The sequence below is a fragment of the Streptomyces ipomoeae 91-03 genome, assembly GCF_000317595.1.
GTDB classification, from domain to species: Bacteria; Actinomycetota; Actinomycetes; order Streptomycetales; family Streptomycetaceae; genus Streptomyces; species Streptomyces ipomoeae.
Genome location: NZ_AEJC01000538.1, coordinates 1 through 11,403, shown reverse-complemented (window position 1 = coordinate 11,403; position 11,403 = coordinate 1). Strand labels below are relative to the sequence as shown.

The 11,403-nt window shown below is 72.2% G+C and carries 8 protein-coding genes and 1 pseudogene; 3 read left to right on the top strand and 6 right to left on the bottom strand.

Annotated elements, in window-relative coordinates:
• Positions 1-5: 5 nt before the first annotated feature.
• The 5 genes and pseudogenes from STRIP9103_RS35465 to STRIP9103_RS35445 all read right to left on the bottom strand — a co-directional run bounded on the left by STRIP9103_RS35465 (position 6) and on the right by STRIP9103_RS35445 (position 5,337).
• Entirely contained in the window at positions 6-944 is a 939-nt protein-coding gene (locus tag STRIP9103_RS35465) for a VOC family protein (RefSeq protein WP_009330041.1), read from the bottom strand.
• Positions 945-958: 14 nt separating this feature from the next.
• The gene (locus tag STRIP9103_RS35460; protein WP_048821566.1) at positions 959-1,972 is read right to left on the bottom strand and encodes an amidohydrolase family protein; all 1,014 of its coding nucleotides are present in this window, start codon (positions 1,970-1,972) and stop codon (positions 959-961) included.
• A 17-nt stretch (positions 1,973-1,989) separates the two neighbouring features.
• Positions 1,990-3,156 (bottom strand): FAD-dependent oxidoreductase, encoded by a 1,167-nt coding sequence (locus STRIP9103_RS35455; RefSeq protein ID WP_009330048.1) that lies wholly within the window; start codon positions 3,154-3,156, stop codon positions 1,990-1,992.
• A 230-nt stretch (positions 3,157-3,386) separates the two neighbouring features.
• A complete protein-coding gene (locus STRIP9103_RS35450) occupies positions 3,387-4,349 on the bottom strand; it encodes a cyclase family protein (RefSeq protein ID WP_009330046.1) in 963 nt (320 codons plus the stop codon).
• Positions 4,346-5,337, bottom strand: a pseudogene (locus STRIP9103_RS35445) (fumarylacetoacetate hydrolase family protein). Before STRIP9103_RS35445 ends, STRIP9103_RS35450 begins: the two are co-directional and overlap by 4 nt.
• A 123-nt stretch (positions 5,338-5,460) precedes the next feature.
• Between STRIP9103_RS35445 and STRIP9103_RS35440 the strand changes: the two are divergent.
• Entirely contained in the window at positions 5,461-6,468 is a 1,008-nt protein-coding gene (locus STRIP9103_RS35440) for a LysR family transcriptional regulator (protein WP_009330042.1), read from the top strand.
• A 525-nt stretch (positions 6,469-6,993) separates the two neighbouring features.
• Here the strand turns inward: STRIP9103_RS35440 and STRIP9103_RS35435 are convergent.
• Positions 6,994-8,280 (bottom strand): MFS transporter, encoded by a 1,287-nt coding sequence (locus STRIP9103_RS35435; protein WP_009330039.1) that lies wholly within the window; start codon positions 8,278-8,280, stop codon positions 6,994-6,996.
• Positions 8,281-8,552: 272 nt separating this feature from the next.
• Between STRIP9103_RS35435 and STRIP9103_RS35430 the strand changes: the two genes are divergently transcribed.
• Both STRIP9103_RS35430 and STRIP9103_RS35425 read left to right on the top strand, forming a co-directional pair.
• On the top strand, positions 8,553-8,849 hold the full coding sequence (locus STRIP9103_RS35430; RefSeq protein WP_009330035.1) for a MarR family winged helix-turn-helix transcriptional regulator: 297 nt from the start codon (positions 8,553-8,555) through the stop codon (positions 8,847-8,849).
• A gap of 155 nt (positions 8,850-9,004) precedes the next feature.
• Entirely contained in the window at positions 9,005-11,398 is a 2,394-nt protein-coding gene (locus STRIP9103_RS35425; RefSeq protein WP_009330044.1) for a SpoIIE family protein phosphatase, read from the top strand.
• The last annotated feature ends 5 nt before the right edge of the window (positions 11,399-11,403 follow it).

Below are 11,403 nucleotides of genomic sequence, written 5' to 3'. Positions count from 1 at the left end.
GGGGATCAGACCGGCGGGGCCACGAACACACCGGGGTCGACGTCGTTGAACGACTCCTTGGCGACCAGCTCGTTCATCGGGTTCGCCGTGCCCCACTGGTCGGTGACCTCGGGCCGGGAGAAGTCGTAGACGTGCGGGTGCCAGGAGTCCTCGTCGAGCAGTTCCAGCTCCGTCGTGTACTCGACGGTGTTGCCGTGCGGGTCGAGGAAGTAGGTGAAGGTGTTGTCACCCGCCATGCGGCGGCCCGGTCCCCAGATCTTGCGGAAGCCGGCCCGCATCACACGGCCGGAGCCACGCATGTACTCGTCCAGGCCGCGCATCTCGAAGGAGACATGGTGCAGGGAGGTGTGGGGGCCCTGCGCGATGGCCATGGAGTGGTGCTGGTTGCTGATCCGCATGAAGTGCATGACCTCGCCCATGTGCGGTGAGCTGAGGGTGTCGGAGAGACGGAAACCCAGGTGGCGCTCGTACCACTCACGGGTCTTGTTCAGGTCCGGGGAGTTGAGCACCACGTGCGACAGCCGGACCGGGATCGCCTCCTTCTCCTCGATACGGCGGTGCTGCCGCGCCTCCACATCGGCCAGGACCTCGATGGTGCGGCCGTCGACGTCGAAGAACCGGAAGCCGTAACCACCGCCGGGGGTGTCCATCTTGCCCGGCTGCGAGATCAACTGGACGCCTCCCGCGAGGAGTTGTTCGGCGAGCGTGTCCACGTCGGCCGCGCTCGCGGCGCCGTAGGAGACCAGGTCGAGACGCTTCTCCTCGGCCTTGCGGAGCCGGATCACATAGCGCTCGGGGGAGCCCTCGGCGGCCAGGAAGGAGATACCGGAGTCCTCCGCGACCTTGGTCAGGCCCCAGACACCGGCGTAGAAGTCGAGCTGCTTGTCGTAGTCGGGCACGGCGAGGTCGACGTGCCGCAGATGGGTGAGCAGGCGGTTGCTCATGGGGGGTTGCCTCCTCAGGCGAGGTTGAGCAGGGCGGCGGCGTTGCCGCCCCGCACCGCGTGGAAGTCGTGTTCGGTCAGGTGCGCGGCGCGCAGGGCGTCGAGGGGGTCCTCGGTGCCCATGTCGAACGGGAAGTCGGAGCCGAGCAGGACACGGTCGGCGCCGGCGACGCGGATCAACTGCCGCAGTACGTGCGGGTCGTGCACGAGGGAGTCGAAGTACAGCTGCTTCAGATAGTCGCTCGGCTCGCGGGCGCAGTCCCGGGCGTCGGGGCGGGCCCGCCAGGCGTGGTCGGAGCGGCCGATGTGGGTGGGGAGGTAGCCGCCCCCGTGCGCGGCCACCAGCTTCAGTCCCGGGTGCCGGTCCAGCGCTCCGGAGAAGATCAGATGGGAGAGCGCGACGGCGTTCTCGGTGGGCTGGCCGACCGTGTTGGACAGGTACCACCGGTCCAGGCGCTCGTCGAGCGTGCAGCCGAACGGGTGCAGGAAGACCAGCGCGCCGGTCTCCTCCGCGCGTGCCCAGAAGGGGGTGAGCCGCGGGTCGGAGAGCTCCACCTCCCGTGTTCCGTCCGGCCCCGGGGCGTGCGAGGAGATCTCCACGCCCCGCAGACCCTGGTCCAGCGCGTGGTCGAGCAGGGCCACGGCGAGGTCGGGGTGCTGGAGGGGGACGAGGCCGAGGCCGTGCAGCCGGTCGGGGGCCTTGGCGCAGTGTGCGGCGGTGCCCTCGTTGGCCAACCGGCAGACGGTCTCCGCCAGTTGGGGGTCGGCCCAGTAGTGGTAGTGGTTCGGCGAGGGGCTCACGAGCTGCGCGTCCACGCCGGCCGCGTCCATGGCCGCCAGGCGCAGAGCGACGTCCGTCAGCTTCGGCACCCGGGCGCCCACCATGGGGCCGTTCACGGCGAGGGCCGCCGGGCCGTTGCGGCGGGCGTCGAGGTCGCGGGCCTTCGCGAGGCCGGGGTGACCGGCGACGGCCTCCTCGACCTGGGGCAGCAGGACGTGCGCGTGCACGTCGACGGTGGGCACCGTCACGGCAGCTCCTCCAGCCGTCACGGCAGCTCCTTCAGCAGGTTCATCGTGCGGCCGATCAGCCCGGGCACATCGGCGTCGCGCACACCGTCCAGCTGCCACTGCCCGATCTGCACGGACGCCTCGACGACGGTCCGGACCCGGGGGATACGGCGGTCGTAGTAGCTCTGGAACAGCTCGTCGTCCCAGTCCCGGCCGCTCGTGAGCAGCTCGGCGAGCACGAGGGCGTCCTCGAGGGACATGGCCGCGCCCTGCGCGATCGTCGGCGGACAGCAGTGGGCGGCGTCGCCGACGAGGACGACCCGGCCGCGGTGCCAGGAACCCTCGACCAGCATCCGGGTGAACCAGGTGTAGTTGACCTGCTTCGGGTCGGTGATGTGCTTGGTGATCTCCGGCCAGGCCCCGCCGTACGCCTGCGCCAGGCGGCGCATCTCGTCGGCGTGGTCGGCCGGGTCGACGGACGCGCGGTCGCGGCACCCTTCGACGACGAACGCGTAGAGGGTGTCCTCGCTGGTCGGGGTGTAGCCCGCGATGTAGGCCGGGCCGCCGTAGGCGAGGTCGGAACGCGTCACGCTCTCGGGCCGCGGGGCGGCGATGCGCCAGATGCCCATGCCGGTCGGTTCCGGCTTGTCGGTGATGCCGATCGCGGCGCGGGTGGCGGAGTTGAGCCCGTCGGCGGCGATGACCAGGTCGTAGCGTCCTTCGGTGCCGTCGCTGAAGCGCACGGAGACGCCGTCGGCGTCCTGCCGCAAGGTCTCGGCGGTGGTGCCCAGGCGCACGGTGGTGCCGGAGGCGCGAACCGCGTCGATCAGGATCTGCTGGAGCTGGGGGCGCCGCATACCGAGGGTGGCGGGCAGGTCCTCGCCGCCGGTCTTGATGTCCTCGGCGATGTGCAGCACCGTGCCGTCGGGGGCGGTGATGCCGAGCGTGCCGAAGGGAAATCCGGAGGCCTCCACCTGCTTCCACAGGCCCAGTTCGCGCAGCACCCGCAGGGCGTTGCCCTGGAGAGTGATACCGGAGCCGGTGGTGGCGTTCCAGTCGGGCCTGGCCTCGATCAGGTCGACGGTGATGCCGGCGCGGCGGAGCAGGACGGCGACGGCGTTGCCGGCGGCGCCCCCGCCGATGACGAGGACGCTGCGGGTACCGCCGCCGGCCGCAGGCTCGGGGAGGGTGGGTCTTTCGGTCATGTCGGGAACCTCCCGAGGTAGGGCCGCGCGGCTCTGAGCGGCGGGGCTACGGCTCGCCCGCTGGGGACGCGGGCGGGGGTGGGGACGGGGGTGCGGGCGGCCTGCTGGGGATGCGGGCCGGAGGGGGACGGGGGTGCGGCTTGCTCGGCGGGGAGCGTGGGCCGAGGTGGTGCGGGCCCGGTGCGGCGCTGCTGTCCGGGGAGGGCCGGCGCGTCCGGGGGCTCGGTGGGCTACTTGACGGCGATCGGGTTGACCGGGGAGCCGACGGCGCCCGTGATGGGCAGGGGAGCGGCGGTCAGCCAGAACTCGTACACACCGTCGTCCGCGCAGTCCGCGGCGAGGGCGTCGAGGTCCCACATCTCACCGATCAGCAGGCCCATGTTGGGGATGACGACCTGGTGCAGCGGCTGGAAGGCGTTTTCGAACTCGTTCGGCCGTACCTCGAACCCCCAGGTGTCGGTGGCGATCCCGGCGATCTCGGTGCCGTGCAGCCAGCCGGCCGTGGTGAACGACAGCCCCGGCGCCGGGCCGCCCGCGTAGTCGCCCCAGCCCTCCCGTCGGGCCCGCGCGAGCTGCCCGGTGCGGACGAGGACGAGGTCGCCGCGGCCCACACGTACGCCATGGGCCTCGGCGGTGGCGGTCAGCTGTTCCTCGGTGATCGCGAAACCGTCGGGCAGCTCTCCATCGGTGCCTACGACCCGGCCCACGTCGAGGAGGACGCCGCGTCCGGCGACGTACGGGGCCATGTGCTCGATGCCGGTGACGAGGTCGCCGTCGGAGGTGACGACCTTCTCGGCGGCACGGCCGTTCCATGCCTTGCCGTGGTCGAAGATGTGCCCGAGCCCGTCCCACTGGGTCGAGCACTGCAGCGGCATCGCGATCACGTCGTCGGCGCCGCCGATGCCGTGCGGGAAGCCCTGGTTGCCGAGGGCGGCGTCCGTGCCCGTGTCCAGCATCGTGTGGACGGGGTTCGTCCGCCGGCGCCAGCCCTTCTGCGGGCCGTTCATGTCGAAGGACTGCGCGAGCGAGAAGCTGACACCCCGGCGGACCAGGGCCGCGCCCTCGCGACGCTTGGCCTCGTCGAGGAAGTTCAGGGTGCCGAGCACGTCGTCCTCGCCCCAGCGCCCCCAGTTGGAGTACGCCTTGGCGGCCTCGGTGATCGCGCCCTCGGGGTCGTGCCGGTCCGGACTCACGCCGTCCCCTCCTCGACACAGCGGGTGCGCTGCACGCCCAGACCGGTGATGGACCCCTCCATGACGTCGCCGTCGCGCAACAGCCGCCCCCAGTGGATGCCGTTGCCGGCCGGGCTGCCCGTCAACACCAGGTCCCCGGGCAGGAGTCGGGCGGTCTGGGAGATGTACGAGACCAGGCGGGCCACCCCGAACAGCATGTCCTTGGTGGACTCGTCCTGCATGGTCTCGCCGTTGAGCTTCAGTGTGACCCGCAGATCACCGGGGTCCGCGATCGATCCGGCCGGGACCAGCCAGGGGCCGAGCGGGGTGAAGCCGGGGGCGTTCTTGCAGCGCAGCCAGTCCGTGCCGATCGCCTTCATGTCCCGCCGGAACACGGTGGCCCGGTCGGTGAGGTCGTTGGCGATCGTGTACCCGGCGACGTACTCCAGGGCCTCCTCGACCGACACCCGGTGGGCGGGCCTGGCGATCACCGCCGCCAGCTCCAGCTCCCAGTCCGGCTGCTTCGCCCAGGACGGCAGCACGACGTCGTCGTACGGGCCGGTGATCGTGCTCGGCAGACCGATGAACACATACGGCAGGTCCTCGGCCGCCCGGCGGTCCATGACCGCGGCGATCTCCGCGCGGGCCTCCTCGACGGTCCTCGGGTCGTCCGGGGGCGGTGGGCGACCTCCAGGTCGATCACATGCTGCCGGTAGTTGGCGCCGGACTGGAAGATCTGGCGGGGCTCGATCGGGGCATGCACCCGCAGGTCCTCCAGGGCCCGCCAGTCGAGGGTGTCGTCGTCGGCGAGGGAGTGCAGGACGGGCAGGGTCTCCTCCCACCGCTCCATCACGGCGCGCACATCGGACGGCGCCCAGTCCAGGGCGCCGCTCAGGTCGAGCACCCGGCCGTCGGCCAGGAGGCCGGGGAAGGGCGCCCCGTCCGGAGCGGAGAGAGCGGAGAACGTGCCGAGCGCGAAGGGGCCGACAGGTTGCGCGAGCGTTGCCATGAGATTTCCTCCCGCTGGGTTGCGGGTCTACTGTGACCCCGATCGACCAATCAAGGAAATCAATCCTCTGGATACGGCACATCCATTCCATGGATGGTTCTCCCTCGCTAGGTAGGTGGCCCGGTGAACCTGTCCCGACTCGACCTCAATCTGGTCGTCGCCCTGCGCGCCCTGCTGGAGGAGCGCAACGTCACCCGGGCCGGTGAGCGCGTCGGACTGAGCCAGCCCGCGATGAGCGCGGCGCTGGCCCGGCTGCGCCGTCATTTCGACGACGAATTGCTCGCCCGCACGGGCAACGCCTATGAGCTGACCCCGCTCGGCGTCGCCCTGCGGGAGCGCAGCGCGACCGCCTGCGACCTGCTGGAGCGCGTCTTCTCCAGCCAGGCCGACTTCGAACCGGCGGCCGAGACCCGCGAGTTCACCCTGCTCGCCTCGGACTACGGCGCGGCCGTGTTCGGCGCCGCGCTCGCCCGCGCCGTGCACCGGGAGGCGCCCGGCATCCGGTTCGACTTCCAGCATCCGGCGCCGTCCGTCGTGGAGAACACCGCCACCATGCTGAGCACCGTCGACGGACTGCTGATGCCGCACGGCGTCATCGACGGCTTCCCCGCCGTCGACCTCTACGAGGACCGCTGGCTCTGCCTCGTCGCCGACGACCACCCCGAGGTCGGCCACGCGCTCACCCTCGACCAGCTGGCCACCCTGCCGTGGGCCGTCTACCAGCGCCCCTACGACGCCCCGGTCGCCCGCCAGCTCAGCATGCTCGGCATCAGCCCCCGGGTGGAGGTCTCCGTGCAGACCTTCCAACTGCTGCCCCACATGGTCGAGGGCACCCGCCGGGTCGCGCTGATCCAGGAACGCCTCGCCCGCCGAGCCGTCGGCGCCGCCGCGGTACGCGTCCTGCCCTGCCCCTTCGAAGCCGTACCCGTACGCCAGGCCATGTGGTGGCACCCGGTCCACGCCCAGGACGCCGCCCACATCTGGCTCCGCCAGAAGGCCGAGGAGGTGGGCGCGGCACTGATGGACAACGGCGGGGGAGCGGGGAAGGGACCGGCGCCGGGGAACGGCACGCTGGCGGGGAACGGGACGACGGTGGGGAACGGGGCGGCGGCGCAGGACCCGCCGCGCTAGGCGCCGGGCGACAGCGCCTAGCGCGGCGGGTCGAACTCCCTCCCGTCACCCAGGAGTTGGCCGACGAACCCCACATGCCGCTGGTTCGCGCGCCCCGTCAGGGGCGCGGGCAACCAGGAACATGCCGCAGACGCGTCCGCCGCGACTGCGCATCGGCGTGTGCGGGCTCGCGGTGGGCGCCGCCGGCTCGCGACGGCCGTCGCTGCCGCCAGTGCGGGTGGATGGGGGCTGATCGCGCCCGCACGGCGGGGCCGCACATCGGCACGGCCGCGTGCCCCTTGAAGGCGCGGGGGCGCCCGGGGTTTTCAGGGGTGGGGAATTGTGCGAGCAACTGACCGCAACCCGCGGCGGCGGCCTGGATCACCCCGCACACCTCCCGCTGTGCGGGTCGTGCCCGCGCGGCGGAGCCGCATATCCACAGCCCCGAGCCCCTGGGCCCGCTGCCCTGCCGTATTCCGGTCGGCGCACGCGGCCGGGGCCGGGGCGCGATACGCGGCGAGCTCCCCGGCCCCGGTCTTCGCGGTGTCAGACCAGTTGCTCCGGCAGCGGCCGGGGATCCATGGCGTCCGCGCGGCGGCGGGCCGTCAGCAGGCCGGCTGCCACGAGGGCGGCGGCCAGGCCCAGCATGCCCACCGCACGGGCGAGGCTGCCGACCGCTGACTCCACGGCGAGCAGGACGAGCGGGCAGACGAACTCGCCGCCGAAGAAGGCGGCCATCCACAGGCCCGTGCCACGCCCCCGGTCCTCGAACGCCAGCCGGGACATGGCGCTGGTGAGCAGCGCGGGCAGCAGCATGCCCGTGCCCACACAGTTGATCACCGCGCCGACGACCAGCAGCGGGACGTTCCCGGCGGCGAACATCACCCCGAAACCGACCGCGCAGACCGCGAACACGGCGGGCAGCATCGGGTCGGGCGATCGCTTCAGCCGGGCGAAGACGATGGCCCCGCCCACCGTGGCCGCACTGGCGATCGCGGTGGCCAGACCGATCACACCGGGGTTCTCCACCCCGAGGTCGTCCAGCAGGTACGCCATCTCCACCGGCACGGTGTAGAAGACCATCGCCCCGAAGAAGGTGAGGGCGCAGACACCGGCCAGCCGCCGGAAGGGGAACGACCGCCCGGTCCCCTGCGCGGCCGGCGTCCCCGCCGCCGGCGAGGCTTCACCGTCGGCCGTACGGGACGCCGGGTTCGGCAGGGCACCGGCCATCAGCGGGGCGAGCACCAGGCTCACGGCGTACACCCAGAACGGCATCCGCCACCCCGCCGCGCCGACGGCACCGCCGAGCACGAAGAACGCGGTGGCCGACGCGGAGGCGCACATGGTCTGCAGGGCCAGGTACTTCACCCGACGGTGACCGGAGTAGTAGTCGGCGATCAGGGTCGTACAGCACGTCATGATCGCGGCCTCGGTGACCCCGACCAACGCCCGCCCGGCGATGATCGCGCCCAGCGAGTCCAGCCAGAGCGGGGCCGTGCCGAACACGGCGTACAGCACGGTCGCCACGATCAGCAGCCGCTTGCGGCCCACCCGGTCCACGATCACCCCGGCGAACGGCGCCAGCAACGCCAGCGACAGCGCCGGAACGGTCAGCGCCAGCGGGACCAGCGCCTTGGCGCCCGGGGTCGACTCGAAGTGGTCCTGCATCTGCGGCAGCACCGGGGCGATCAGCACGGCGCCCAGGATCGGCAGACAGCTGCCCGCCATCAGCAGGGTCACACGCAGCAGATGGGCCGGGCCCGTGACGGAGACGGGCGACGGGATGTCGTCGTCGACCGCTGCGGACGGCGGCGGGGGAACGGAACCGGGCATGGCGACTCCAGGGACGGTGAACGGGAGCGGGCATGCCTTTCACGGGTGCCGACGGCGCACGGCATGCTGCGGGGAACCGCACGGCGGCGGCTGGTCCGGACAGCGGCGTGCGGGTAGGGACGACTATGGGCGGTCGCGCGTCCCGCCGCCATCCTCCACACGATCCGAATCCCGTATCCGGCGCATCCACGCGATGGATGGGCGCGGCCCGCACCTGGGTGAGGAGCGGCAACTCGTTTGAAGCTTCAATCGCTGGGTCCTGGGCTGCGACCATGACCACTTCGCCACGCCGGCTCGACGGCGAGGAGCGGCGGGCCTGGCCGGCCTACCTCTCCACAAGCCCCGACCACACGCTTAGCATGTCGGAGTTGGCGGAGCGGCTGAAGATCACCCGCAGCCGGCTCACCCATGCCGTGACCCGGTTCCAGGAGGCCGGTTACGTGGACCGTCGAGAAGATCCGGCCAACAGGCGCAACCAACTCGCCGTGCTCACCGCCGAGGGGCAGGAACTGCTGGAGCGGGCGGCACCCGGGCACGACCAGGAGGTGCTGCCGTGGCGTCGGCGGTAGCACAGTGTGGATCCGGCCACCCCGAGTAGTCGTACGCGTCGGGTGGGGTGCCCGGAGCACAATGAACCCCGACACTGAGAACCTTGGAAGTAGCGCCACGCAGTCGGTCTTTGACCTCACTGGCGGTGTGGTCCGGGCTGGGGAGAGAAGGAACGATGGGCGAGCACGGTGTCGCCTCGGCTGCGGTCGATGCCAGAGGGGTGGTCATCGCCTGGAGTGCCGATGCCCGTCACCTGCTCGGACACGAGCCGGAAGAGGTGATCGGCCACCCCGCGGCCGATCTGCTGGCCGTCGCCCTCCCGCCCTCCGCGCTGAGCCGGCTCGCCGAGCCCGCCGACTGGCACGGCACGGTCCACGTCCGGCACCGGGACGGCCACCGGGTGGAACTGGAACTCCAGGCACGTCCGCTGCTGGACGCGGCGGGGCAGACCCAGTGGTTCCTGACGGCCACGGTGCCGCAGCCGACGGCGCGGCTGCGCCGATGGGCTCTGGAACAGTTCCCCGTCCCGATGGCCCTGTTCGACCGGGACGGCCTCGCGGTGTCCGCGAACTCCGCCATGGAAGTGGTGATGGGCCGACCGGAGCGGGAACTGCTGGGCCGACGCGTCGGGGAGTCGGCCGACGGCCGGCGCCACCTCCCGGGCTTCGAGGGGCTCGGCGACGTGGTGCTGCGGGTGCTGCGCACCGGCGAGTCCGTGCCGTTCGAGGCCTGGCTGCGCGCGCCCGGCGAGTCCCGCGAACACGCGTGGCTGGTCTCCCTCAGCCCGCTCAAGGACGACACGGGCGATGTCCTCGGCGTCTGCCTGGCGGCGATGGACAGCACCGAACAGTTCCTGGCCCGCCGTCGGCTGACCATGCTCAACGAGTCCAGCGGCCGGATCGGCTCCACCCTGGATGTGACGCGCACCGCCGAGGAACTGGCGGAGGTGTGCACGGACTACTTCGCCGACTTCGTCACCGTGGATCTGCTGGACTCGGTGCTCGCCGGTGAGGAGACGGCCCACTCGCCCGGCGCCGGCCTCCTCGTCTTCCGCCGCACCGCCCACCGGTCCGTACTCGACGGCTGCCCCGAGGCCGTGATCCTGGTCGGCGACAGACACACCTACGGCGAGGACACCACCCCGGGCCGCGCCCTGACCAGCGGCCGGGCCAGGCTGTATGAGGCCGACGACATCACCCGGCAACAGTGGGCCATGGGCGTGCCGGAGCGGGCCCGCAGCATCGAGACCCACAGCATCCACTCGATGATGGCGGTGCCGCTGCGCGCCCGCGGCGTCACCCTCGGCCTGTCGATCCTGGCCCGCCACCGCACCCAGGAGCCCTTCGGCGCGGACGACCTGCTGCTCGCCGAGGAACTCGCCGCCCGCGCCGCGGTCTGCGTCGACAATGCCCGCCGCTACACCCGTGAACGCGCCATCGCCCTCGAACTGCAACGCAGCATCCTGCGCCACCACGCACCCCTGCAGGGCGCCGTCGAGGTCGCCTCCCGCTACCAGCCGGCCAGCTCCCGCGCCGGCATCGGCGGTGACTGGTTCGACGTCATCCCCCTGTCCGGGGCCCGGGTCGCGCTGGTGGTCGGCGACGTCGTCGGCCACGGGGTCCAGGCCTCCGCCACCATGGGCCGGCTCCGCACCGCCGTACGCACCCTCGCCGACGTCGACCTGGCACCGGACGAACTGCTCACCCGGCTCGACGACATAGTGCTGCGCCTGGACGTCGAGACGACGACGGACGGCGCCGAACGCCCGGACAGCCCCGGCGAGATCGGGGCCACCTGCCTGTACGCCGTCTATGACCCCGTCTCGCGCCGCTGCACGATGGCCGGAGCCGGCCATCCGCCGCCGGCGCTGGTCGTCCCGGACGGCGAGGTCGAGTTCCTCGACCTGCCCACCGGGCCACCGCTCGGCCTCGGCGGCCTGCCCTTCGAGACCGCCGAGTTCGACGTGCCCGAGGGCAGCGTGCTCGCCCTCTACACCGACGGCCTCATCCAGACCCCCGACCGCGACCTGGACGACGGACTCGCGGCGCTGCGCCGGGCCCTCGGCGGCAAGGGTCGTTCCCTGGAGGAGAGCTGCGACGGAGTCCTGCGGGACCTGCTGACGGACCGTCCCGCCGACGACGTCGCCCTCCTGCTGGCGCGGACCCACGCGCTCGACGCCGACCGGGTCGCCACCTGGGACGTGCCCGCCGACCCCACCTTCGTCGCCCTCGCCCGCAAGCTGACCTGCGACCGACTCGCCGCCTGGGGGCTGGAGGACGTCTCCTTCGTCACCGAACTCATCGTCAGCGAGCTGGTCACCAACGCCATCCGCTACGGCGAACCCCCCATCCAGCTCCGGCTGATCCGCGACACCACCCTCATCTGCGAGGTCTCCGACGCCAGCAGCACGGCCCCCCATATGCGCCGCGCCCGAGCCTTCGACGAGGGCGGCCGTGGCCTCCTCCTGGTCGCCCAGCTCACCCAGCGCTGGGGCAGCCGCCACACGAGAACCGGCAAGACGATCTGGGCCGAACAGACACTGCCGGAGGACGACCCCAGCCAGAACTGAGGGTG